Annotated in this window: 25 protein-coding genes and 1 CRISPR repeat array; of the genes, 18 read left to right on the top strand and 7 right to left on the bottom strand. The window is 61.3% G+C overall.

The genetic code is table 11. The features are described from left to right. Positions 1 to 99 precede the first annotated feature (99 nt). Positions 100 to 564 (top strand): anaerobic ribonucleoside-triphosphate reductase-activating protein, encoded by a 465-nt coding sequence (nrdG, locus tag GF111_RS10610; protein ID WP_033636852.1) that lies wholly within the window; start codon positions 100 to 102, stop codon positions 562 to 564. A gap of 5 nt (positions 565 to 569) precedes the next feature. On the opposite strand, the gene GF111_RS10615 is transcribed toward nrdG, so the two are convergent. The 3 genes from GF111_RS10615 to GF111_RS10625 form a co-directional block, all read right to left on the bottom strand. Further along, positions 570 to 845: a type II toxin-antitoxin system RelE/ParE family toxin gene (locus GF111_RS10615; RefSeq protein ID WP_147190599.1), complete on the bottom strand. Its 276-nt coding sequence runs from the start codon at positions 843 to 845 to the stop codon at positions 570 to 572. Between the two features lie 8 nt (positions 846 to 853). Beyond that, on the bottom strand, positions 854 to 1141 hold the full coding sequence (locus GF111_RS10620) for a type II toxin-antitoxin system RelB/DinJ family antitoxin (RefSeq protein ID WP_013811307.1): 288 nt from the start codon (positions 1139 to 1141) through the stop codon (positions 854 to 856). Positions 1142 to 1246: 105 nt separating this feature from the next. After that, positions 1247 to 2302: a permease gene (locus GF111_RS10625; RefSeq protein WP_147190601.1), complete on the bottom strand. Its 1056-nt coding sequence runs from the start codon at positions 2300 to 2302 to the stop codon at positions 1247 to 1249. 227 nt (positions 2303 to 2529) lie between these two features. Here GF111_RS10625 and phnF point away from each other — a divergent pair, with 227 nt between their 5' ends. The 11 genes from phnF to phnP are packed head-to-tail and all read left to right on the top strand — an operon-like array spanning position 2530 to position 10833. After that, a complete protein-coding gene (gene phnF / locus GF111_RS10630) occupies positions 2530 to 3258 on the top strand; it encodes a phosphonate metabolism transcriptional regulator PhnF (protein WP_015376439.1) in 729 nt (242 codons plus the stop codon). Further along, complete coding sequence (gene phnG / locus GF111_RS10635) at positions 3259 to 3702, top strand: phosphonate C-P lyase system protein PhnG (protein ID WP_019453314.1); 444 nt, start codon at positions 3259 to 3261, stop codon at positions 3700 to 3702. Positions 3703 to 3705: 3 nt separating this feature from the next. Beyond that, positions 3706 to 4287, top strand: coding sequence for a phosphonate C-P lyase system protein PhnH (gene phnH, locus GF111_RS10640; RefSeq protein ID WP_147190602.1), 582 nt, complete (start codon positions 3706 to 3708; stop codon positions 4285 to 4287). Further along, positions 4287 to 5372, top strand: a complete 1086-nt coding sequence (locus GF111_RS10645) for a carbon-phosphorus lyase complex subunit PhnI (protein ID WP_033636846.1) — start codon at positions 4287 to 4289, stop codon at positions 5370 to 5372. Before phnH ends, GF111_RS10645 begins: the two co-directional genes overlap by 1 nt. Continuing rightward, complete coding sequence (locus tag GF111_RS10650) at positions 5365 to 6225, top strand: alpha-D-ribose 1-methylphosphonate 5-phosphate C-P-lyase PhnJ (protein WP_004933420.1); 861 nt, start codon at positions 5365 to 5367, stop codon at positions 6223 to 6225. Before GF111_RS10645 ends, GF111_RS10650 begins: the two co-directional genes overlap by 8 nt. Then, on the top strand, positions 6225 to 7013 hold the full coding sequence (gene phnK / locus GF111_RS10655; RefSeq protein ID WP_147190603.1) for a phosphonate C-P lyase system protein PhnK: 789 nt from the start codon (positions 6225 to 6227) through the stop codon (positions 7011 to 7013). The genes GF111_RS10650 and phnK overlap by 1 nt, the downstream gene beginning before the upstream one ends. Positions 7014 to 7029: 16 nt before the next feature. After that, on the top strand, positions 7030 to 7734 hold the full coding sequence (phnL, locus tag GF111_RS10660) for a phosphonate C-P lyase system protein PhnL (RefSeq protein WP_047729228.1): 705 nt from the start codon (positions 7030 to 7032) through the stop codon (positions 7732 to 7734). Beyond that, positions 7734 to 8870, top strand: coding sequence for an alpha-D-ribose 1-methylphosphonate 5-triphosphate diphosphatase (gene phnM, locus GF111_RS10665; protein ID WP_047729229.1), 1137 nt, complete (start codon positions 7734 to 7736; stop codon positions 8868 to 8870). Before phnL ends, phnM begins: the two co-directional genes overlap by 1 nt. Then, positions 8870 to 9439 carry a ribose 1,5-bisphosphokinase gene (phnN, locus tag GF111_RS10670; RefSeq protein ID WP_048232511.1) on the top strand — a complete coding sequence of 190 codons (570 nt, stop codon included), beginning with the start codon at positions 8870 to 8872 and terminating at the stop codon, positions 9437 to 9439. Before phnM ends, phnN begins: the two co-directional genes overlap by 1 nt. After that, complete coding sequence (locus GF111_RS10675) at positions 9436 to 10038, top strand: DapH/DapD/GlmU-related protein (RefSeq protein WP_015376431.1); 603 nt, start codon at positions 9436 to 9438, stop codon at positions 10036 to 10038. The genes phnN and GF111_RS10675 overlap by 4 nt, the downstream gene beginning before the upstream one ends. Positions 10039 to 10050: 12 nt before the next feature. Next, positions 10051 to 10833 carry a phosphonate metabolism protein PhnP gene (gene phnP / locus GF111_RS10680; RefSeq protein ID WP_033641671.1) on the top strand — a complete coding sequence of 261 codons (783 nt, stop codon included), beginning with the start codon at positions 10051 to 10053 and terminating at the stop codon, positions 10831 to 10833. Here phnP and GF111_RS10685 read toward each other — a convergent pair. Together GF111_RS10685 and GF111_RS10690 are read right to left on the bottom strand one after the other, a co-directional pair. After that, a complete protein-coding gene (locus GF111_RS10685; RefSeq protein ID WP_048232508.1) occupies positions 10790 to 11422 on the bottom strand; it encodes an NAD(P)H-binding protein in 633 nt (210 codons plus the stop codon). The genes phnP and GF111_RS10685 overlap by 44 nt on opposite strands. A gap of 30 nt (positions 11423 to 11452) precedes the next feature. Further along, positions 11453 to 11893 (bottom strand): YhbP family protein, encoded by a 441-nt coding sequence (locus GF111_RS10690; RefSeq protein WP_033648653.1) that lies wholly within the window; start codon positions 11891 to 11893, stop codon positions 11453 to 11455. Between the two features lie 433 nt (positions 11894 to 12326). On the opposite strand from GF111_RS10690, the gene speFL reads away from it, so the two are divergent. From speFL to GF111_RS10715, 5 genes are all read left to right on the top strand, one after another. Further along, positions 12327 to 12431 carry a leader peptide SpeFL gene (speFL, locus tag GF111_RS10695; protein WP_004933443.1) on the top strand — a complete coding sequence of 35 codons (105 nt, stop codon included), beginning with the start codon at positions 12327 to 12329 and terminating at the stop codon, positions 12429 to 12431. Positions 12432 to 12704: 273 nt separating this feature from the next. Continuing rightward, the gene (gene speF, locus GF111_RS10700) at positions 12705 to 14867 is read left to right on the top strand and encodes an ornithine decarboxylase SpeF (protein WP_047729236.1); all 2163 of its coding nucleotides are present in this window, start codon (positions 12705 to 12707) and stop codon (positions 14865 to 14867) included. Positions 14868 to 14929: 62 nt separating this feature from the next. Further along, positions 14930 to 16246 (top strand): putrescine-ornithine antiporter, encoded by a 1317-nt coding sequence (gene potE / locus GF111_RS10705; protein WP_028127578.1) that lies wholly within the window; start codon positions 14930 to 14932, stop codon positions 16244 to 16246. A gap of 499 nt (positions 16247 to 16745) precedes the next feature. Further along, complete coding sequence (locus GF111_RS10710) at positions 16746 to 17264, top strand: nuclear transport factor 2 family protein (protein WP_047729238.1); 519 nt, start codon at positions 16746 to 16748, stop codon at positions 17262 to 17264. A 136-nt stretch (positions 17265 to 17400) separates the two neighbouring features. Then, entirely contained in the window at positions 17401 to 17685 is a 285-nt protein-coding gene (locus GF111_RS10715; RefSeq protein ID WP_047730801.1) for a GIY-YIG nuclease family protein, read from the top strand. Between the two features lie 294 nt (positions 17686 to 17979). Beyond that, a CRISPR array of direct repeats spans positions 17980 to 20023; the repeat unit is 29 nt; unit sequence CGGTTTATCCCCGCTGGCGCGGGGAACAC. A gap of 162 nt (positions 20024 to 20185) precedes the next feature. Here GF111_RS10715 and GF111_RS10720 read toward each other — a convergent pair. Together GF111_RS10720 and GF111_RS10725 are read right to left on the bottom strand one after the other, a co-directional pair. After that, on the bottom strand, positions 20186 to 20689 hold the full coding sequence (locus GF111_RS10720; RefSeq protein WP_055317713.1) for a GNAT family N-acetyltransferase: 504 nt from the start codon (positions 20687 to 20689) through the stop codon (positions 20186 to 20188). Next, positions 20683 to 21210 (bottom strand): SCP2 domain-containing protein, encoded by a 528-nt coding sequence (locus tag GF111_RS10725; RefSeq protein WP_170310532.1) that lies wholly within the window; start codon positions 21208 to 21210, stop codon positions 20683 to 20685. Before GF111_RS10725 ends, GF111_RS10720 begins: the two co-directional genes overlap by 7 nt. Before the next feature lie 252 nt (positions 21211 to 21462). On the opposite strand from GF111_RS10725, the gene GF111_RS10730 reads away from it, so the two are divergent. Beyond that, positions 21463 to 22458 (top strand): peptidase U32 family protein, encoded by a 996-nt coding sequence (locus tag GF111_RS10730; protein ID WP_060434795.1) that lies wholly within the window; start codon positions 21463 to 21465, stop codon positions 22456 to 22458. Positions 22459 to 22464 lie beyond the last annotated feature (6 nt).

Genomic DNA, 22464 nt, shown 5'->3' on the forward strand with positions numbered 1-22464 from the left:
CAGCGCGCACCAACCGGAGCGTACACGCAGTACGTGAGGATTGGCAGCACTGCCCGGAGGCAAAATGGCCAGTAAAATAGCCTGATGGGCAGGCCTCACATGAATTATCACCAGTACTACCCGATCGACGTCGTCAACGGCCCCGGCACCCGCTGCACGCTGTTTGTCGCCGGCTGCGTGCACCAGTGCCCCGGTTGCTACAACAAAAGTACCTGGCGGCTCAACTCCGGCCAGCCGTTTACCCCGGCGCTGGAAGACCGCATCATCGCCGATCTGAACGATACGCGCGTGCCGCGCCAGGGGCTGTCGCTCTCCGGCGGCGATCCGCTGCACCCGGCCAACGTGCCGAGCATCTTAACGCTGGTGAAACGGGTGCGCGCCGAGTGCCCCGGCAAGGATATCTGGCTGTGGACCGGCTACCGGCTGGCGGAGCTGGACGCGCAGCAAATGCAGGTGGTGGACAGGATCAACGTGCTGATCGACGGCAAGTTCGTGCAGGATTTGAAAGACCCGGCGCTGATCTGGCGCGGCAGCAGCAACCAGGTGGTGCATAGGTTGCGTTGACAACGCTAGTTTGGAAATTTCTCACGCTGGTGGGCAATCGAGAAAACCTTAATAACATCATCGACGATGATATACACCAGCAACAGGGAGGCCTTGTTAATTAGCAACTTACGTGCCTTCCCATACCAAGGCTTACCTAACTCAGGATGATCCAGCAGACGCTTTACCGCTTTATCTATCTCGTTATCAGCCTGCACTGCCGCCTGTGGATTGAAAATATAAAGAAACTCAAAAATACGTTCCCTGTCCCGTTGCGCTGCATTATCCCATTCGATACGCATAACGATCCCTATTTTCGGTCGTATTTCGCTCTAATTTTTGCCTTAAAGGCATCCATGCTTTCTTCAACTTCTTGTTGGCTAAGGTAGACAGCATTACCCTCATGCAGACGGGAAAAAGCTGCATCCACCTTATCTTTCAACCAATTTTCGTGCTCCTCCGCGGCCCGTTGCTCATCAGCCATTTGCTCCGCCAAGCGGCGGCAGGCTTCACTCAATGTCGTTCCTTTAGCTTCCGCGGCCTTTTGCGCCAAACGCTTGGTTTCATCTTCGATGCGAAACTGGATGCGACTTTCCATCTTTGCTCCTCCTGCAATCACACGATGGCGACACTAAATCTTGAACAGAAACGTTAGCACATTTGTGACAACGATATCGAGATAAACGGTCGTTTTTCGAACATTTTACACCAACCCCATCCCCACCACGCCAGTCAGTGCGCCGCACAGCGCCACCAGCGCCGCCGTCAGGCACAGCGCCCGGGCGGAGAAGGCTTTGTTGAGCATCAGCAGCGAAGGCAGGCTGACCGCCGGCAGGGTCATCAGCAGCGCCAGCGCCGGGCCGGCGCCCATGCCCGCCAGCATCATGGTCTGCACGATCGGGATTTCCGCCGCGGTGGGGATAACGAACAGGCAGCCGACGATCGCCAGGCCGATGATCCACAGCAGGCTATTGTCAACGGCGCCGTCGGCGTGTGGGAACAGCCAGACCCGCGCCGCCCCCAGCGCCAGCACCGCCAACACGTAGATCGGGATGGTCGACCAAAACAGCGCCCACAGCGCTTTGCCCCAGCGGGCGAGGAACGGCCGCTCGTCGCTCTGCGTCGTCATCAGCGGCGGCTGCGGCGCGGCGGGCTGCGGGTCGTTGGCGGTCACGCGCTGCACCAGCCAGGCGATGCCCAGCACCATCACCACGCCCGCCACCAGGCGGATGGCGGCGAACGGCCAACCGAGCACAAACCCCATAAACACCAGCGTCGCCGGGTTCAATACCGGGTTGGCGAGCCAAAAGGCCAGCGCGGCGCCGCTGGATACCGACTGGCGGCGCATGCCGGCGGCAACCGGTGCGGCGCAGCAGGTGCACATCATGCCCGGCAGCGCGATCAGCGCCCCCAGCACGGTGCCGGAAAAACGCCGGTGGCCGAGCGTGCGCGCCAGCCAGTCGCGCGGGATCAGCACCTGCACCAGCGAACCTAGCAGTACCCCGAGCAGCGCCGCCTTCCACACCGCGGTGAAGTAGACCAGCGCGTACTGCCAGGCCGCTAGCCAGGGGCTGGCGGCGCCGTCGGCCAGGATCGATTTGCCGATCGAGTGGCTGTCCGCCGCTACGAACGCTTTGCCGTAGTAAGGCTGCCATTTGACGTAGTAGAGGCCGACGGCCACCACCAGCAGAAACAGGATCGGTTTCCACAGCGGCCAGGCGCGTGGGGCGTGTTCAGGGGCGTTCAGCGGTTGCGGCATGGTAGCGGCCAGAGTCAGTCAACAGTGGCGCCAGCATAGCGCGCCGCCGCCGCCCGTGCACGCCCGGGCTGTCCTAAATAGTTCATCTGTTCGCCACCGCCGCGTAACGCGATTGTCATCTGCGCCCGGCACCATGATGCCAACTTGAAAACCACAGGGTAGACGCACGATGAAACGCACCGCTTCCGCCTTCATCGCACCGCCATCGGCATGACGAGGTTTTTATTATGATGGAGTTATCTAGACATCCGACCACTTACCCCACCCGCTATCAGCAGATCGCCGCACAGCTGGAACAGGAGCTGCGCACGCAGTACCGCTGCGGCGACTACCTGCCTTCGGAACAGCAGCTGGCCGAGCGTTACCAGGTCAATCGCCACACGCTGCGCCGCGCGGTGGATCAGCTGGTAGAGCGCGGCTGGCTGCAGCGCCGCCACGGCGTCGGCATTCTGGTGCTGATGCGGCCTTACGACTACCCGCTGCACGCCAACACCCGCTTCAGCCAGAACCTGTTCGAGCAGGGCAGCCACCCCACCAGTGAGCGCTTACTCGCTGTCTTGCGCCCGTGCAATGGGCATGTTGCCAGCGCACTCTCGCGGGAAGAAGGCGAAATGGTGATCCACCTGCGCACCCTGCGCCGGGTCAACGGCGTGCCGATGAGCGTGATCGACCACTATCTGCCCGATCTGGACTGGTGGCCGGCGCTGCAGCAGTTCCACAGCGGTTCGCTGCACCAGTTTATCGAACAGCACCTGCAGCAGCCGCTGACCCGCCGCCAGACGCGCATCAGCGCGCGCCGCGCGCAGGCCAAAGAGAGCCGGCTGCTGGAGATCGCCACCCACGCGCCGCTGCTGTGCGTGCGCACCCTTAACGTCCGCAGCGGCGGCGAAGACGTGGCGGAATACTCCGTCAGCCTGGCCCGCGCCGACATGATTGAACTGACGATGGAGCACTGAATGCAAGCCTTAGAGTCGAGACAACGCTGGATGTCGGTGCTGGCACACAGCCGGCCCGAGCAGCTGCGCAGCCACTGGCAGGCGCTGAACCTCAGCCCGGGTTACCGCAGCATCCGCGCGCCGGAGATCGGCCTGGCCCAGCTGCAGGGGCGCATGGGCGCCACCGGCCGCCGCTTCGTGCTGGGGGACATGACGGTCACTCGCGCGGTGGTGCAGCTGGACAACGGCGGCTACGGCTACAGCTATATCGCCGGGCGCGACAAGGCGCACGCCGAGCTGTGCGCGCTGGCCGATGCGCTGCTGCAACAGCCGGAACACGGCGAACGCCTGCAACAACAGCTGATTGCGCCGCTGGCCGCGCTGCAGCACGAACAGCGCCAGCTGCGCGCCCGGGCGATCGCCGCCAGCCGGGTGGATTTCTTTACGCTGGTGCGAGGGGATTAAGCCATGAGTTTATTGACCGGTTTTGAGCAACCGATAGACCAATCGCAGCACGCTTTCCGTTTGATTCTTAAAGCGTTGAGCGAACCGGGCCACCGGGTGACGCTGCCGAACGGCCCGGCCTGGGCGCCGCTGAACGCCGCCAGCACCGCCGCGCTGCTGACGCTGGCCGATCAGGAAACGCCGCTGCAGCTGTGCGCTGTGCTTAAAAGTGAGCAAGTGCTAACAAACATTCGTTTTCACAGCGGTGCGCCGCTGGCCGCCACGGCGCAGGAGGTCTGTTTTGCCCTGTTCGATGGGCACGTGCAGGCCGCCGATCTGCAGGCGTTGCCGCACGGCACGGAAATCTCGCCGGAGTTCGGCGCCACGGTCATCGTGCAGCTCGGCGAGCTGGTGAACGGCACCGCGCTGCGCCTGACCGGCCCCGGCATCGAGAGCCAACGCCTGATTGCGCCGCGCCTGCCGCCGGCGCTGCTGGATTATTTGGTCAACCGCCCGCAGCGCTTCCCGCTGGGGCTGGATATTTTGCTGACCTGCGGCGATCGCCTGCTGGCGATCCCGCGGACCACCCGCGTGGAGGTGTGCTGATGTACGTAGCGGTAAAAGGGGGCGAAAAAGCCATTGAGGCCGCCCATCAGCTGCAGGAACAGCTGCGGCGCGGCGACGACGCGCTGCCGGCGATCGGCGCGGAACAAATCGAACAGCAGCTGGGGCTGGCGGTGGATCGGGTGATGACCGAAGGCGGCATCTACGATCGCGAGCTGGCGGCGCTGGCCATCAAACAGGCCAGCGGCGATCTGGTGGAGGCGATCTTCCTGCTGCGCGCCTATCGCACCACCCTGCCGCGCCTGGCGGTCAGCGAGCCGCTGGCCAGCGAAAACATGCGGCTGGAGCGGCGCATCTCGGCGGTTTACAAGGACTTGCCCGGCGGGCAGGTGCTGGGGCCGACCTACGACTACACCCACCGGCTGCTGGACTTCGCGCTGCTGGCGGAAGGCGAGGCGCCGCGCGCGCCGCAGGCCGACGAACCGCTGCCGGACAACTGCAGCCACGTGTTCGATCTGCTGTGCCGCCAACAGCTGGCGCGCGAGGAACAGGACGACGGCAGCACGCCGGACGACATCACCCGCAATCCGCCGGTTTACCCCTGCTCGCGCTCAGCGCGCCTGCAGCAGCTGGTGCGCGGCGACGAAGGTTTTCTGCTGGCGCTCGGCTACGCCACCCAGCGCGGCTACGGCCGCAACCACCCGTTCGCCGGCGAGATCCGCACCGGCCACGTTTCGGTGGAGATCGTGCCTGAAGAGCTCGGTTTCGCCATCGATATCGGCGAAATCCTGCTGACCGAGTGCGAAATGGTCAACGGCTTTGTCGATCCAAAGGACCACCCGCCGCACTTCACCCGCGGTTACGGGCTGGTGTTCGGCCGCGCCGAACGCAAGGCGATGGCGATGGCGCTGGTGGACCGCGCATTGCAAAGCCCGGACTACGGCGAAGGCGTCGCCGGCCCGGCGCAGGACGAAGAGTTCGTGCTGGCCCACGCCGACAACGTCGAGGCCGCCGGCTTCGTCTCCCATCTCAAGCTGCCGCACTACGTCGACTTCCAGGCCGAACTGGCGCTGCTCAAGCGGCTGCGACAGGAATACAGCGAGCGTCAGGAGGCCCGCGATGAGTGAAGTATTGACCGGCTATAACCTCGGTTATCTGGACGAGCAGACCAAGCGCATGATCCGCCGCGCCATCCTCAAGGCGGTGGCGATCCCCGGCTATCAGGTGCCGTTCGGCGGCCGCGAGATGCCGATGCCCTACGGCTGGGGCACCGGCGGCATTCAGCTCACCGCCAGCGTCATCGGCCGCGCCGACGTGCTGAAGGTGATCGACCAGGGCGCCGACGACACCACCAACGCGGTGTCGATCCGCCGCTTCTTCCAGCGCGTCGCCGGGGTGGAAACCACCGAACGCACGCCGGAGGCCACGCTGATCCAGACCCGCCACCGCATTCCGGAAACCGCGCTGCGCGAAGACCAGATCCTGATCTATCAGGTGCCGATCCCGGAGCCGCTGCGCTTTATCGAACCACGCGAAACCGAGACCCGCAAGATGCACGCGCTGGAGGAGTACGGCGTGATGCAGGTGAAGCTGTATGAAGACATCGCGCGCTACGGCCACATCGCCACCACCTACGCCTACCCGGTGAAGGTCAACGATCGCTACGTGATGGATCCGTCGCCGATCCCGAAATTTGACAACCCGAAAATGCACATGATGCCGGCGCTGCAGCTGTTCGGCGCCGGGCGCGAGAAACGCATCTATGCCCTGCCGCCGTTCACCAAGGTGGAGAGCCTGGACTTCGACGACCATCCGTTCAGCGTGCAGCAGTGGGACGAACCCTGCGCGCTGTGCGGCTCGCGCCACAGCTACCTGGATGAGGTGGTGCTCGACGATCGGGGCAACCGCATGTTCGTCTGTTCGGACACCGACTACTGCCGGCAGCAGCTGGCGCAATCTTCGCAAGAGGCTCAGCACTGATGACTTCCCCCCCTTTGAGCACCCCCCCGCTGCTGTCGGTGAACCGGCTCACCCACCTGTACGCCCCCGGCAAGGGCTTCAGCGACGTGTCGTTCGACATCTACCCCGGCGAAGTGCTGGGCATTGTCGGCGAATCCGGCTCCGGCAAAACCACGCTGCTGAAATCGATCTCGGCGCGGCTGGCGCCGCAGCGCGGGCAGATCCTTTATCGCCCGCAGGCGGGCCAGGAGCAGGATCTATACGCCATGGCGGAGAGCGATCGCCGCCGCCTGCTGCGCACCGACTGGGGTGTGGTGCACCAGCACCCACTCGACGGGCTGCGGCCGCAGGTCTCCGCCGGCGGCAACATCGGCGAGCGGCTGATGGCCATCGGCCAGCGCCACTATGGCGACATTCGCCGCCAGGCCGGCCAGTGGCTGGAAGACGTCGAAATCCCGCTGTCGCGCCTCGACGATCTGCCGACCACCTTCTCCGGCGGCATGCAGCAGCGGCTGCAGATCGCCCGCAACCTGGTGACCCACCCCAAACTGGTGTTTATGGATGAGCCGACCGGCGGGCTGGACGTATCGGTGCAGGCGCGCCTGCTCGATCTGCTGCGCAACCTGGTGGTGGAAATGCAGCTGGCGGCGGTGATCGTCACCCACGATCTCGGCGTAGCGCGACTGCTGGCCCACCGCCTGCTGGTGATGAAACAGGGCGAAGTGGTGGAGAGCGGCCTGACCGACCGGGTGCTGGACGATCCGCACCACCCCTACACCCAGCTGCTGGTTTCTTCGGTGCTGTCGTAACCCAAGGCGATAACAGATGACTATGCAAATCCGAGTTGAACATCTCAGTAAAACCTTCGTGCTGCACCAGCAGTACGGCACCCGCCTGCCGGTGCTGCACGACGCCAACCTGACGGTCCACGGCGGCGAATGCGTGGTGCTGCACGGCCACTCCGGCAGCGGCAAATCCACCCTGCTGCGCTCGCTGTACGCCAACTACCTGCCGGACAGCGGCCATATCTGGATCAACCACCAGGGCGACTGGCTGGACATGGTCAGCGCCGACGCGCGCCAAATTCTGGCGGTGCGCCGCCATACGCTGGGCTGGGTCAGCCAGTTCCTGCGGGTGATCCCGCGCATCAGCGCGCTGGAGGTAGTGATGCAGCCGCTGCTGGAACAGGGCGTCGAGCGCGCCGAGTGCCGTGAACGCGCCGAAGCGCTGCTCGCTGCGCTCAACGTGCCGCAGCGCCTGTGGCCGCTGGCGCCGTCCACCTTCTCCGGCGGCGAGCAGCAGCGGGTAAACATCGCGCGCGGCTTTATCGTCGATTACCCCATTCTGTTGCTGGATGAACCGACCGCCTCGCTCGACAGCCGCAACAGCGCGGCGGTGGTGCAGCTTATCGAACGCGCCAAGGCGCGCGGCGCGGCGATCGTCGGCATTTTTCACGATGAAGGCGTTCGCCAACAGGTCGCCGACCGGCTTTATGACATGCAGGCGCCGCAGGCGCTGGAGGCCCTCTGATGATCGTCAATAACGTTAAGCTGGTGCTGGATGACCAGGTGGTGCAAGGCTCGCTGGAGATGCAGGACGGCGTGATCCGCAGCTTCACCGACGGCCCGAGCCGGCTGCCGCAGGCGCTGGACGGCGACGGCGGCTGGCTGCTGCCGGGGCTGATCGAGCTGCATACCGACAACCTGGACAAGTTCTTCACCCCGCGTCCGAACGTTGACTGGCCGGCCCATTCGGCGATGAGCAGCCATGACGCGCTGATGGTGGCCAACGGCATCACCACTGTACTGGACGCGGTGGCGATCGGCGACGTGCGCGACGGCGGCCACCGGCTGGAAAACCTGCAGAAGATGATCGACGCGGTGATCCACAGCCAGCGCGCCGGGGTGAACCGCGCCGAGCACCGGCTGCACCTGCGCTGCGAGCTGCCGCACGAGAGCACCCTGCCGCTGTTCGAACAGCTGATGGACAAGCCGGGCGTGTCGCTGGTGTCGCTGATGGACCACTCGCCGGGCCAGCGCCAGTTCGCCTCGCGCGAAAAATACCGCGAATATTATCAGGGCAAATATCACCTCAACGACCAGCAGATGAGCGAGTACGAGGAGCAGCAGGTCGCCCTGTCCGCCCGCTGGGCCGCGCCGAACCGCGAGGCGATCGCCGCCCACTGCCGCGCGCGCCGCATCTCGCTTGCCAGCCATGACGACGCCACCGCCGCGCACGTGGCCGAGTCCTGCGCGCTGGGCAGCGCCATCGCCGAATTCCCCACCACCGAGGCGGCCGCCCGCGCCTCGCACCAGCAGGGCCTGCAGGTGCTGATGGGCGCGCCGAACATCGTGCGCGGCGGTTCCCACTCCGGCAATGTGGCGGCGCACCACTTGGCGGCGCTGGGGGTGCTGGATATTCTCTCTTCCGATTATTACCCGGCCAGCCTGCTGGACGCGGCGTTTCGCCTCGCGGCGGACGAGCGCAACGCCTACGATCTGCCCCAGGCGGTGCGCATGATCACCCGCAACCCGGCGCGGGCGCTGGATCTGCAGGATCGCGGCACCCTCGCCGAAGGATTGCGGGCGGATCTGGTGCTGGCGCGGCCGCACGGTGAGCACGTTTACGTGCAGAACGTGTGGCGCCAGGGCAGGCAGGTGTTCTGATGGCGCGGCTCATCTACCTGATGGGGCCTTCCGGCGCAGGCAAGGACAGCCTGCTGGCCGCGCTGCGGGCCGACGCCGACAGTGCGCCGCTGGTGGCGCATCGTTACATCACCCGGCCGGCGGACGCCGGCTGCGAGAATCATATTGCGCTGAGCGAACCGGAATTTCTGCGCCGCCGCGCCAAGGGGCTGTTCGCGCTCGACTGGCAGGCCCACCAACAGCACTACGCGTTCGGGATCGAAGTGGATCTTTGGCTGCTGCAGGGGATCGACGTGGCGGTCAACGGTTCGCGCGCCCACCTGCCGCAGGCGCAGCAGCGCTATGGTGCGCAGCTGCTGCCGGTGTGTCTGCAGGTCAGCGCCGCGATCCTGCGCCGGCGCCTGCAGGATCGCGGGCGAGAAAGCGCCGAACAGATCGAGCAGCGGCTGGCGCGGGCGGCGGAATATCAGCAGAGTCTGCCCGCCGGCTGCCGGGTGCTGCACAACGATGGCCCACTCGACGACACCCTGGCGGCGCTGCTGGCGCTGCTGCCTACCGCCACCCGACAAGCTCAGGACGCGACGCCATGAACGACTTTGCCCAGCCGAAAATCGGCGACAACGTGACCCTTAACCGCACCCGGCTCGGCCAATATGTGCATCTGGCCGACGATGCGATCCTGGAAGAGGTGGAGATGGGGGACTACTCCTACACCGCCGGGCACAACCAGATCTTTTACGCCACTATCGGCAAGTTCGTCTCCATTGCTTCCTATGCGCGCATCAATCCCGGCAACCACCCGACCTACCAGCGCATCGCGCAGCACCACTTCACCTATCGCGCTTCCGAATACGGGCTGGGGGAAGACGACGCGGCGTTCTTCGACTGGCGGCGCGAGCACCACGTCACCGTCGGCCACGACGTGTGGATCGGCCATAACGCCATCCTGATGCCGGGCGTCAGCGTCGGCAACGGCGCGGTGATCGGCAGCGCGGCGGTGGTCACCAAGGACGTGGAGCCTTACAGCATCGTCGCCGGCGTGGCGGCCAAAAAGATCGGCATGCGCTTCGACGATGCGCTGATAGAGCGTATCGAACGCAGCCAGTGGTGGCACTGGGATCACGCCACGTTGCAGGCGCGGCTGGCGGATTTTCGCGACATCAACCGCTTTGCGCAGAAGTACCTTTAACGGAGGGGAGCGATGCAACTGACCTTTCTCGGCACCGGCGGCGCGCAGCAGGTGCCGGTGTTCGGCTGCGACTGCCTGATCTGCCAACGGGCGCGGCGCGAGCCGGCATTTCGGCGGCGAGCGTGCAGCGCCATGCTTAACTATCAGGGGGAAACGACCTTATTGGATGCGGGATTGCCGGCTTTGGAGCGGCGGTTTTCGGCGGGGCAAATTCAACGTTTTTTACTGACACATTACCACATGGATCACGTTCAGGGGTTATTTCCTTTGCGTTGGGGGTGCGGAAATTCCATTCCGGTGTATGGCCCGCCGGATGAACAGGGCTGCGATGACCTGTTCAAACACCCCGGCATTCTGGCGTTTCAGCCGCCGCTGGCGCCCTTTGCCACCGTCGAGCTGGGCGGCATGCGCATCACCCCGCTGCCGCTGCAACACTCCAAACTGACCCACGGCTATCTGATCCAGGCGGCGGGCGCTGCGCTGGCCTACCTGACCGACACCGTCGGCCTGCCGCCGGCCACCGCCGACTATCTGCAAAACGTGGCGCTGGATCTGCTGGTGCTCGATTGCAGCCTGCCGCCTCAGCCGCAGGCGCCGCGCAACCACAACGATCTGACCCGCGCGCAGGAGACGCAGCGGTTGCTGCAGCCCAAACGCACGCTGCTGACGCACATCAGCCATCATCTCGATCTGTGGCTGCTGGACAACGAGCTGCCCGCCGGGCTGGAGCTGGCATTCGATCACCTCAGCGTCAGCCTCGGTAGCAGTGCAGCCGATCCGACTCCAGCACCCTGACCCCTTCGCCCGGCGTGAACGCCTGTTGCAGCAGCGTTTGCGCCACGTCTTTGGCTGAGACGGCGCGCCATTTGCCGGGCAGCAGCCTGAACAGCGGCAGCGTGAGGCGCTCCATCAGGCGCGGCGCGGGGCGATCCCCCACCAGCATGGAAGGCCGCACCAGCGTCAGGCGCGGCCAGTGCTGTTCGCGCAGCGCCTGCTCCATCTCGCCTTTGGTGCGGTTATACAGGAAGGTGGAATCCGCGTTGGCGCCCAATGCGCTCACCACCAGACAGTGCTGCGCCCCCAAACGGAGGCCGGTCAGCGCGCTCTCCACCACCAGTTGATAATCGACGTAGCGGAAGGCATCGGCGCTGCCCGCCGCCCGGCGGGTGGTGCCCAGGCAGCAGAACACCAGATCAACCGGCTGCTGCAGGCTACTCAGCAGCTCGAACAGCGCATCGCCGACCGGGTTGGTCAGCTTGCCGTGCGGCGGCAGCGGCGTGCGCGTCGGCGCCACGATGGCCGTTATCTGCGGATCGCTTTGCAACAGCTGCAACAACTCTCGCCCCACCAGCCCGGTTGCGCCGACTAACAGTGCTCGCGCCATGCAATCTCCCGTTGTAATCAATACGTCGACTTAAAGTATAGACCGCGCCCAATGCAGCTTCTTGCCGAAGCCGAGGGTGTTGTCGGTCATCTTCACCTCGTGCAGATCCAGCCGCCAAACCGAGGCCTTCATCGCCCTGGCGATCGGGAAACGCTTGCAGTAACGCGCGCGCGCCGCCTCGGCTTCTTCGCCGCTCAGCAGCACCGCCTCGGCGCGATACTGCACACCGCGGATCAGCGCGATGCTTTTCGGCTTCGGCGCGATGGTGCCGACCACCCGGCCGTTGTTCAGCATCAGCCCGCCGTGGCGGGTGTGCGGTTCGGTCATCAGCCACAGCGCCATCGCCGCGGCGTCGAACACGTAAAAACAGTTGGCGCACCACATGTCGAGGCCGTCGCCGGCGCACAGCGTCAAGACGTGTTGTTTGCCGATGAAATCCGCAATCTGCTGCCGTTGTTCTGGGGTATTCAAGGTTGCTCGCCTCCCTGTTCACTCGCCTCATCTTACCCTGCGTTGTTGAGGCGAGTCACAAATAACGATAATCATCAAAAACCAAAAGTGAATACAAAAACACAATAAATGCATTTTTATTAATTTAAGCCCGAAGCGGATTTATAACATAAAAAATACAAGACGGATTTATTTGATCGTTATGCAACCGGTTAATCGCGCGATTTTATTTTTCCTATCCTGACGGCATGCAAAATTAGCGCACCACCCCGGCACCGATTAGCAATTCGTTTACATGCCCGTTGGCCCGCCTGAACGCTGTTTATGCAACCCACTGCATAACAGGTGAATAGTTATTTATAAACACCGGCATTTATGTGACTTTCATCACGATTTTTAGCCCACCTTGCGTTAAAATAGCGCCATCTTTTCACTCAGCAAGGTGGATTAGAAAATGGAAAACAATAACCGAAAAATGGCGCATATCAGGCGCACAACCCATATTATGATGATGGCTCATCGCAGCTGCTTTAGCTTCGCATTCTTCAACTACAGATAACCCTCCCCCTCGCTCTTACACCGTTGATAAGAGTGTCATTGCGTTTTTAATTATTCTCCGCACACCGGTGATAATATCTCTTTCTCGCTAGCCGGGAAGGACACGCAATTCATTCTTAATTTCGGCCAAGCGCATCCAAGCTAAATAAAACAGCGAACACAGTTAATGCCTTTCGGCATCGCTGGGTTCTCACACACCTTTATTTTCGTGAAGGCGTTAACGGCAAATGGAATTATTTGCCGGCGGACTGCCTTTGCCTGAAGAATGAGAAAAATGAAAAAATTAAAAATTGCCGCCAACACCCAAACCCTCGGCTGCTTTGAAACAGAACGCGACATCGTCGATGTGCATCACAGCGATTTTAATGACGTCGCTGCCATCGTGCTGTCGGTAGACGACGTCACGCAGGGTATGTTGGCGCGCATCGAAGAGCACGGCCTGAACATTCCGCTGTTCGTCGCCGTCTGCTGCGAAGAAGAGCTGGATAACGCCGTACTGCCGGCGCTGCACGGCGTGTTTGAGCTGTGCGGCAAGAATACCCAGTTCTACGGCAAACAGCTGGAGGCCGCCGCCGCCAAATATGAGAGCGAGCTGCTGCCGCCGTTCTTCAACACGCTGACGCAATACGTAGAAATGGGCAACGCCACCTTTGCCTGCCCCGGCCACCAGGGCGGCGAGTTCTTCCGCAAACACCCGGCGGGCCGCCAGTTCTTCGACTTCTACGGCGAAACGCTTTTCCGCTCCGACATGTGCAACGCCGACGTCAAACTGGGCGATCTGTTGATCCACGAAGGCGCGCCTTGCGCCGCGCAGCAGCACGCCGCCAAGGTGTTCAACGCCGACAAGACCTACTTCGTGCTCAACGGCACCTCGGCCTCGAACAAGGTAGCGACCAACGCCCTGCTGACGCGCGGCGACCTGGTGCTGTTCGACCGCAACAACCATAAATCCAACCACCACGGCGCGTTGATCCAGGCCGGTGCCACGCCGGTGTATTTGGAAACCGCCCGCAATCCATTCGGCTTTATCGGCGGCATCGACGCGCACTGCTTCGACGAACGCTACCTGCGCCAACAGATCCGCGAAGTGGCGCCGGAACGCGCCAACGAAGCCCGCCCGTTCCGCCTGGCGATCATCCAGCTCGGCACCTACGACGGCACCATCTACAACGCCCGCCAGGTGGTCGACAAGATTGGCCACCTGTGCGATTACATCCTGTTCGACTCCGCTTGGGTGGGCTATGAGCAGTTCATTCCGATGATGAAAGACTGCTCGCCGCTGCTGCTGGAGCTGAACGAGAACGATCCCGGCATCATCGTCACCCAGTCGGTGCACAAACAGCAGGCCGGCTTCTCGCAAACCTCGCAGATCCACAAAAAAGACAGGCACATCAAGGGCCAGAGCCGCTACTGCAACCACAAGCGCTTCAACAACGCCTTTATGCTGCATGCCTCCACCAGCCCGTTCTATCCGCTGTTCGCCGCGCTGGACGTCAACGCCAAGATGCACGAGGGCAAAAGCGGCCAGCGCCTGTGGCAGGAGTGCGTGCGCGTGGGGATCGAAGCGCGCAAAATGCTGCTGGATACCTGCACGATGATCAAACCGTTCGTGCCGGATCAGATCGACGGCAAGCCGTGGCAAGCCTATGACACCGCGGCGATGGCCAACGATCTGCGTTTCTTCAACTTCGTACCCGGCGAAAAATGGCACGCCTTTGAGGGCTATGCCGAATCGCAGTACTTCGTCGATCCGTGCAAACTGCTGCTCACCACGCCGGGCATCGATACCGCCACCGGCAGCTACAGCGAATTCGGCATCCCGGCGACCATTCTGGCCAACTACCTGCGTGAAAACGGCATCGTGCCGGAAAAATGCGATCTCAACTCGATCCTGTTCCTGCTGACGCCGGCGGAAGACATCGCCAAGATGCAACATCTGGTGGCCCTGATCGCCCGCTTCGAGAAGCACATCGAGCAGAACTCTCTGCTCAGCGAGGTGCTGCCTGCGGTCTATAAAAACCACCAGCAGCGCTACAAAAACTACACCATCCGCCAGCTGTGCCAGGAAATGCACGACCTTTACGTCAGCTACGACGTTAAAGAGCTGCAAAAAGAGATGTTCCGTAAAAGTTATTTCCCGCGCGTGGTGATGAATCCGCAGGACGCCAATACCGAGTTCGTGCGCGGCAATGTGGAATTAGTCTCGCTGGCTAAAGCCGAGGGCCGCATCGCCGCCGAAGGCGCCCTGCCTTACCCGCCGGGCGTGCTGTGCGTGGTGCCCGGTGAAATTTGGGGCGGCGCCGCGCAGCGTTATTTCCTGGCATTGGAAGAAGGCATCAACTTATTGCCGGGATTCGCGCCGGAATTGCAGGGCGTTTATATCCAACAGGATGAGGACGGCTGGAACCGCGCTTACGGCTACGTCATGAAAAATTAAACACCTTACGGGGCGGCGATGATTCTCGCCGCCCGGATCGCATCCTAAAAGAGAAAATGATCATGAGTAAGTCCAATAATAAAATGGGGGTCGTGCAATTAACGATCCTGACCGCCGTGAATATGATGGGTTCCGGCATAATTATGCTGCCGACCAAGCTGGCCGAAGTGGGCACGATTTCGATCGTTTCCTGGCTGGTGACCGCCGTCGGCTCGATGGCGCTGGCCTACGCCTTCGCCAAATGCGGCATGTTCAGCCGTAAATCCGGCGGCATGGGCGGCTACGCCGAATACGCCTTCGGCAAATCAGGCAACTTTATGGCGAACTACACCTACGGCGTTTCGCTGCTGATCGCCAACATCGCCATCGCCATTTCCGCCGTCGGCTACGGCACCGAGCTGTTTGGCGCTACGCTCAGCCCGCTCGGGATCTGTATCGCCACCATCGGCGTGCTGTGGCTGGCAACCGTCGCCAACTTCGGCGGTGCGCGCATCACCGGCAAAATCAGCGGCATCACCGTCTGGGGCGTGATCATTCCGGTGGTGGGCATCTCGGTCATCGGCTGGTACTGGTTCAGCGGCAGCGCCTACGTCGCCGCCTGGAACCCGCATCAGGTGCCGACCTTTGAAGCCATCGGCGCCTCGATCTCGATGACCCTGTGGGCGTTCCTGGGGCTGGAATCCGCCTGCGCCAACACCGACGTGGTGGAAAACCCGGAGCGCAACGTGCCGATCGCCGTACTGGGCGGCACCCTCAGTGCGGCGGTGATTTATATCGTTTCGACCAACGTGATCGCCGGCATCGTGCCGAACATGGATCTGGCCAACTCCACCGCCCCGTTCGGGCTGGCGTTCTCGCACATGTTCAACCCGACGGTCGGCAAGATCATCATGGCGTTGATGGTCATGTCCTGCGTCGGCTCGCTGCTCGGCTGGCAGTTCACCATCGCTCAGGTGTTCAAATCCTCCGCCGACAGCGGCTTCTTCCCGAAAATCTTCTCCAAGCTGAGCAAGGCCGACGCGCCGGTTAAAGGCATGCTGACCATCGTCGTCATCCAGAGCGGCCTGTCGCTGATGACCATCAGCCCATCGCTGAACAAGCAGTTCAACGTGCTGGTGAACCTGGCGGTGGTGACCAACATCATCCCTTACATCCTGTCGATGGCGGCGCTGGTCATTATTCAGAAAGTGGCGAAGGTGCCGGACAACAAGGCGCGCATCGCCAATATCATCGCCGGCATCGGCGCGCTGTACAGCTTCTACGCGCTCTACAGCTCCGGTGAAGAAGCGATGATGTGGGGCGCCATCGCCACCTTCCTCGGCTGGACGCTGTACGGCATCGTCTCGCCGCGCTTCGAGCTGGCGGGTAAAAAGGGGTAAAGCGGTAGGGCACCGGCGGCCGGGGATGGGATTGTGATGGGCGATATCACCCCATCACAACCTTGGCCAGCCGACGCGCTCTGTCGCCCACGTCGCTCTAGTGACTGGAATCACTCACTCTCTTTCTTACGCTCAGGCTTTATTATCAGTAAATCCAAGCCACCAAGCATAATCCCTGTTCACTACCGCAATGCATAAATAAAAAAGTATCGAAACATCATTGATACCACTTATATAAATCCATTCAAAACAGCGTCCCCTCTTCGTCATCCAATGCGCGAAAATGCCCCGCCATAAATAAAACCCTTTATTTAATATAACATTAGGATGATTAATGCCGTTTTACAGGGGATGTATTTCCCGTACTCCTAAGCACTTTCTATCATCTGCTCTACTTTCCGACAGTGCTATGATCATCGTTGGTTTAAAATCAATCACCGGTTCATCATCGGAATAAACGGCCAATTATTCACCCCGGAAGCCACGTGACGAGGTTTATATGAAAAACAATGAAAAACTCATTGTGAAAGCAGAAGAGACTCAACTGCCAAAAGATGTGGTTTATGCATTCTTGATGAACACTTCAAAGGAAGACGTCACCCATGCCGCCATGCATCTTATCGATGAAAACGCGGTTTATACTTCACTGAATTTTGAAAACAAAGAGCTCAAACAGATCGAGCCCTGGGCGGGCACTTCCCAAGGGCGACAGGTTTACATCGATACTTTTTCAAATGTCGGAACTTACTGGGAGATAAACGACTTCACGATCGGTGACATTCTTGCCGACGGAGGCACCGTGGCCGTATTTGGTCAATTCACCTATACCTCAGTAGCGTTAGGCCATCAGTTCACCTCTCCTTTCGCAATAAAAGCGCAGGTCAAAGACGGAAAAATCGTTTATTTCCAGTTTATGGAAGACACCTATGCTTCCGCGGCTTCATTCCGCGTCAGTGGCGAGTGGACGATTCAGCATCATAAAGGGGAAGAAAACAAATTTACCGTGGGTGTAAAATAACCCTTTATCGTCAAGACAGAATAAACAAACCGTTCCGCCAGTGGTGAAATCCATCGTTAAATCGTGACAAAATAGAGATACCGCGCTTGGCTATGGCGGCCTGATGTCGTTTCTACCCTTGCACAGGACCCCAATGATGGACTTGCCCCACTGGCACCTCTATATGCTGCGTTTACCGAGCGGCATGCTGTATACCGGCATCACCACCGACGTGGCGCGCCGCCTGGCGCAACATCAAGCCGGCAAAGGCGCCAAGGCGCTGCGCGGTAAAGGGGAGCTGACGCTAGCGTTTCACTGCCAGGTGGGGGATCGCTCAACGGCGCTGAAGCTGGAATACCGCGTCAAACAGCTGAGCAAAATACAAAAAGAGCGGCTGGTGAATCACCCGCCGCTGTCGTTGGCGTATTTGCTTCCTGGTTAACAGATTTCATTACGTGGTTTTTTCCTCCCCCTGCATTTCAAAGCTGCCTATGTGATTGCGAGCGTTCAATTGTTCCTCCCCGCTGACGCGGGGAACACCTGCTGTGCGATATCAACAGCGATCTTATCAACGGTTTATCCCCGCTGGCGCGGGGAACACTATTGTCATAACGCCGGATGCAATGCGATCTACGGTTTATCCCCGCTGGCGCGGGGAACACCTGCGCCTTCTCAGAGAAAGCCCGGATTTCGTCGGTTTATCCCCGCTGGCGCGGGGAACACTTGCCGCGTATGGGGTTCAACTGGTGCTGGCGCGGGGAACACTTCGATGGTGCGCGGGTTGTACAGCGTGACACCGGTTTATCCCCGCTGGCGCGGGGAACACTTTATATAGCCCTATCAAGGGTCTCATAATCGCGGTTTATCCCCGCTGGCGCGGGGAACACCAACTCGGCCTGACGCAAAAAGAATTGGCGGCCGGTTTATCCCCGCTGGCGCGGGGAACACGCGGTAAAGGCTGCTTCGTCGTCTTCTTCCTCCGGTTTATCCCCGCTGGCGCGGGGAACACACCATCACGCGGCCTGTCATGTGAAACGCCAGCGGTTTATCCCCGCTGGCGCGGGGAACACTGTAACAGCCCGTAATAGCGCGATAATCGTGCCGGTTTATCCCCGCTGGCGCGGGGAACACTCCTCCAAAGCGCCCGATGCAACATCCATCAACGTTTTATCCCCGCTGGCGCGGGGAACACGTGAAGACCAACCCATATTTCTACCGCGTCACCGGTTTATCCCCGCTGGCGCGGGGAACACGCGCAGCTTCAGGTAACGGTCTGCGCCGGTGCCGGTTTATCCCCGCTGGCGCGGGGAACACGTGAAGACCAACCCATATTTCTACCGCGTCACCGGTTTATCCCCGCTGGCGCGGGGAACACGCGCAGCTTCAGGTAACGGTCTGCGCCGGTGCCGGTTTATCCCCGCTGGCGCGGGGAACACCGACGAAATCAGAAATCCGCTGGCTGCAATGCCGGTTTATCCCCGCTGGCGCGGGGAACACTACTGGGTATCTATTTAGTTTCATTACGCCACCGGTTTATCCCCGCTGGCGCGGGGAACACCTAAAATGGCATGGACACAATCTTGCCCAATACGGTTTATCCCCGCTGGCGCGGGGAACACATTTAGACCATTGCCAGGGGCAACCGAGAATCCGGTTTATCCCCGCTGGCGCGGGGAACACACTGAGAAATGGGATCGCGTATATACCCAAGCCGGTTTATCCCCGCTGGCGCGGGGAACACGGATACCGAATCTTTCAACCCAGTTAGCGCGCCGGTTTATCCCCGCTGGCGCGGGGAACACGCGCTCGATGGGGAGACGTTGGTTTTTCCGAACGGTTTATCCCCGCTGGCGCGGGGAACACATAAAAAGCAGTGGCCCGCCGCGTGCAATCAGCGGTTTATCCCCGCTGGCGCGGGGAACACCGTTTCAGCAGATCCACATTGCCGTAAAGCTGCGGTTTATCCCCGCTGGCGCGGGGAACACTTCGCCCCTAAGCGCCACCACGGCAAACACCTCGGTTTATCCCCGCTGGCGCGGGGAACACCCGGCGTTAACCGGCGATATAAACGCAGCCCGCGGTTTATCCCCGCTGGCGCGGGGAACACGTTCACCAGATGGATCCCAATAATTACCGCCACCGGTTTATCCCCGCTGGCGCGGGGAACACTGTACCCATCCCAGTCGCCGCCATATTCGTACTGGTTTATCCCCGCTGGCGCGGGGAACACTGAGCGAGTCTGGTTTCGATGAAATGCCGATACGGTTTATCCCCGCTGGCGCGGGGAACACCGATCTTACAGTGGCGGCAATGTTACGTTGACCGGTTTATCCCCGCTGGCGCGGGGAACACATGGCCACGCATGACTGCTGGCGCACAACCTACGGTTTATCCCCGCTGGCGCGGGGAACACGCCTGAGAACGATATCGTTCGCTCAAAAGCTGACGGTTTATCCCCGCTGGCGCGGGGAACACATCTGGCGCTGCGCCGGCGTCATGGCCACGGCCGGTTTATCCCCGCTGGCGCGGGGAACACTTACAATCACCGCACAAGAGGTTTAGTCCAGGCGGTTTATCCCCGCTGGCGCGGGGAACACTCACTGGCACTGACGTCATGGCCGCCTTGGGGCGGTTTATCCCCGCTGGCGCGGGGAACACGCGAACTGCGCACCGACATTTCGGCCAGTTCGCGGTTTATCCCCGCTGGCGCGGGGAACACCAGCAGGATATCAACAAGCGAGCTTCCAAGGCCGGTTTATCCCCGCTGGCGCGGGGAACACTCTTAGAGTATATGGTTGAATTAAAATGTATTTTTAAAGACCTTAAATCCTACCAAATATTTTCGCCTTCTGAAAAAACACAACCATTTGATTTATAATCAAATTTTGAAATACACTTCGGTGAAATCCTTTTCCACCAAATTAAAATTAATTATCAACAAGTTAAAAGCGATTAAACGGCGCCGAAAAAGCCACTTCGCCGCTGACGCCATTCAGGGCGTCTTCCGCCAGCGAGTAGACCTGGAACGCGCTTTCCGTGTCCGGCCAGCGACAATGCAGGCCATAGGCGGCGGCCGGTTTAAAACCGAAGCGGCCGTAGTAAACAGGATCGCCCAGCACCACCACCGCGGCGTAGCTGAATTCGTTCAGCGAATCCAAGCCTTCGTAAACCAGCTTTTCAGCCAGCCCCTGGCGGCGCAGGCTTTCGTCTACCGCCAGCGGCGCCAGCGCCACCCATTGTCGGTCTTCGCCGGCCACGTCTACCGGGCTGAACGCGGCGTAACCCACCACCCCGCCTTCGTCGTCAGTGGCGACCACGCCCAGCGTCAGCAGGCCGTCTTCGCGCAGCTGCTGCACCAGATCGGCTTCGTCGTCGCGGCCAAAGGCGCGGCGCAGCAAGGCATCGATGCCCGCCGCATCTACCGGTATCTCTACGCGGATCAGCATGATACCGCCACACGGGAAGCCGGCGCCGTGCCCTCCTGCAACCCTGCTTCGACAAAATCAGCCAACTGCAACAGCCCCATGCGCAGCGGCGCAGGCATGCTTTCCAGCTCGATGGCGTCCATCAAATTTTTCACATACAGGCCCAATTCGGTATCCCCTTCAATCTGCAGCCGACGCTGAAAGAACAGCGTATCCGGATCTTGCTTGCGCGCCGCGATCAGGATCAGATCGTTGGCGTCGCCGCTGAAGCTGACGTCCGCTTCGGCGTGCTGGCTGACCACCAGTTTGTCGTTTTCTACCGTCATAAACCATTGTAGCGCCAGATCGCGAACTTCGATCTTCAACCAGCGCGATTCGAGAAATTCCAGATCGCCATCCGCCAACGCCTGGCGGAACTGCCAGCTCAGCACCTGTTGCAGCAGCTGGCGCTGCAGGGCGAACGGCGTGAATTTCAGCGGGATGCGCAGCAGCGACGGCCCCTGGCGCACAAGGCGTGCTCGTAGTTGTTCCAACACGGTCATCCACTCCTTTCAATACGGACTACCGCTATTTTGCCACACTGCCGCGCGGCTTCAGCGGTCTATATCAACAAATAGTGCATTTCACCGCCATGTTTATCAATACGCCATAAGCTGCCCCAAATCAAAACCTGTGTGCGCCCCTTTGCCTAAAATGGCCTCCCCGATTCGCGTTTGCCGGCGGAACACCGCCTTCGGCAACCTTTAAAGACAGCGTGCGCCCGGCCGGGCGCACGGCTAAGCCAGGATAAATCTATGGAGCTGCTTTGTCCCGCCGGCAACCTGCCGGCCCTGAAGGCCGCGGTGGATAACGGCGCCGACGCCGTTTACATCGGTCTGAAAGACGATACCAACGCGCGCCACTTCGCCGGCCTCAACTTCACCGAGAAAAAGCTGCAGGAAGCGGTCGATTACGTGCATCGCCACGGCCGCAAGCTGCATATCGCCATCAACACCTTCGCCCATCCCGACGGCTACGCCCGCTGGCAGCGCGCGGTGGATATGGCGGCCCAGCTGGGCGCCGACGCGCTGATTCTGGCGGATCTGGCGATGCTGGAATACGCCGCCCAGCGCTACCCGCAGCTGGAGCGCCACGTTTCGGTGCAGGCCTCCGCCACCAACGAAGAGGCTATCCGTTTCTACCAGCGCAACTTCGAGGTGGGCCGGGTGGTGCTGCCGCGCGTGCTGTCGATGCATCAGGTGAAACAGCTGGCGCGCACCAGCCCGGTGCCGCTGGAAGTGTTCGCCTTCGGCAGCCTGTGCATCATGGCCGAGGGGCGCTGCTATCTCTCTTCCTACCTGACCGGCGAGTCGCCGAACACCGTCGGCGCCTGTTCGCCGGCGCGGTTCGTGCGCTGGCAGCAAACCCCGCAGGGCATGGAGTCGCGCCTGAACGACGTACTGATCGACCGCTATCAGGATCATGAAAACGCCGGCTACCCGACGCTGTGCAAGGGCCGCTATCTGGTGGACGACGTGCGCTACCACGCGCTGGAAGAGCCCACCAGCCTCAATACGCTGGAGCTGCTGCCGGAGCTGCTGGCCGCCAACATCGCCGCGGTGAAGATCGAAGGCCGCCAGCGCAGCCCGGCTTACGTCAGCCAGGTAGCGCGCGTCTGGCGCCAGGCGATCGACCGTTGCCAGGCCGATCCCGCCGCCTACCGCGCCGACGCCGCCTGGATGGAGACGCTGGGCGCGATGTCCGAGGGCACCCAAACCACGCTGGGCGCCTATCACCGCAAATGGCAGTAGCCGGAG

Source organism: Serratia sp. HRI, assembly GCF_010119335.3.
Taxonomy (GTDB): Bacteria; Pseudomonadota; Gammaproteobacteria; order Enterobacterales; family Enterobacteriaceae; genus Serratia; species Serratia nevei.

Excerpts from the sequence above, each read along its gene's own strand:
- phnP (WP_033641671.1), top strand. The coding sequence starts at position 10,051 with ATGCAACTGACCTTTCTCGGCACCGGCGGCGCGCAGCAGGTGCCGGTG.
- phnL (WP_047729228.1), top strand. The coding sequence starts at position 7,030 with ATGACTATGCAAATCCGAGTTGAACATCTCAGTAAAACCTTCGTGCTG.
- GF111_RS10620 (WP_013811307.1), bottom strand. The coding sequence starts at position 1,141 with ATGGAAAGTCGCATCCAGTTTCGCATCGAAGATGAAACCAAGCGTTTG.
- phnM (WP_047729229.1), top strand. The coding sequence starts at position 7,734 with ATGATCGTCAATAACGTTAAGCTGGTGCTGGATGACCAGGTGGTGCAA.
- speFL (WP_004933443.1), top strand. The coding sequence starts at position 12,327 with ATGGAAAACAATAACCGAAAAATGGCGCATATCAGGCGCACAACCCAT.
- phnH (WP_147190602.1), top strand. The coding sequence starts at position 3,706 with ATGAGTTTATTGACCGGTTTTGAGCAACCGATAGACCAATCGCAGCAC.
- phnN (WP_048232511.1), top strand. The coding sequence starts at position 8,870 with ATGGCGCGGCTCATCTACCTGATGGGGCCTTCCGGCGCAGGCAAGGAC.
- GF111_RS10675 (WP_015376431.1), top strand. The coding sequence starts at position 9,436 with ATGAACGACTTTGCCCAGCCGAAAATCGGCGACAACGTGACCCTTAAC.
- GF111_RS10625 (WP_147190601.1), bottom strand. The coding sequence starts at position 2,302 with ATGCCGCAACCGCTGAACGCCCCTGAACACGCCCCACGCGCCTGGCCG.
- nrdG (WP_033636852.1), top strand. The coding sequence starts at position 100 with ATGAATTATCACCAGTACTACCCGATCGACGTCGTCAACGGCCCCGGC.
- GF111_RS10645 (WP_033636846.1), top strand. The coding sequence starts at position 4,287 with ATGTACGTAGCGGTAAAAGGGGGCGAAAAAGCCATTGAGGCCGCCCAT.
- speF (WP_047729236.1), top strand. The coding sequence starts at position 12,705 with ATGAAAAAATTAAAAATTGCCGCCAACACCCAAACCCTCGGCTGCTTT.
- GF111_RS10650 (WP_004933420.1), top strand. The coding sequence starts at position 5,365 with ATGAGTGAAGTATTGACCGGCTATAACCTCGGTTATCTGGACGAGCAG.
- GF111_RS10725 (WP_170310532.1), bottom strand. The coding sequence starts at position 21,210 with ATGACCGTGTTGGAACAACTACGAGCACGCCTTGTGCGCCAGGGGCCG.
- phnF (WP_015376439.1), top strand. The coding sequence starts at position 2,530 with ATGATGGAGTTATCTAGACATCCGACCACTTACCCCACCCGCTATCAG.
- GF111_RS10730 (WP_060434795.1), top strand. The coding sequence starts at position 21,463 with ATGGAGCTGCTTTGTCCCGCCGGCAACCTGCCGGCCCTGAAGGCCGCG.
- phnG (WP_019453314.1), top strand. The coding sequence starts at position 3,259 with ATGCAAGCCTTAGAGTCGAGACAACGCTGGATGTCGGTGCTGGCACAC.
- phnK (WP_147190603.1), top strand. The coding sequence starts at position 6,225 with ATGACTTCCCCCCCTTTGAGCACCCCCCCGCTGCTGTCGGTGAACCGG.
- GF111_RS10710 (WP_047729238.1), top strand. The coding sequence starts at position 16,746 with ATGAAAAACAATGAAAAACTCATTGTGAAAGCAGAAGAGACTCAACTG.
- GF111_RS10615 (WP_147190599.1), bottom strand. The coding sequence starts at position 845 with ATGCGTATCGAATGGGATAATGCAGCGCAACGGGACAGGGAACGTATT.
- GF111_RS10720 (WP_055317713.1), bottom strand. The coding sequence starts at position 20,689 with ATGCTGATCCGCGTAGAGATACCGGTAGATGCGGCGGGCATCGATGCC.
- GF111_RS10685 (WP_048232508.1), bottom strand. The coding sequence starts at position 11,422 with ATGGCGCGAGCACTGTTAGTCGGCGCAACCGGGCTGGTGGGGCGAGAG.
- GF111_RS10715 (WP_047730801.1), top strand. The coding sequence starts at position 17,401 with ATGGACTTGCCCCACTGGCACCTCTATATGCTGCGTTTACCGAGCGGC.
- potE (WP_028127578.1), top strand. The coding sequence starts at position 14,930 with ATGAGTAAGTCCAATAATAAAATGGGGGTCGTGCAATTAACGATCCTG.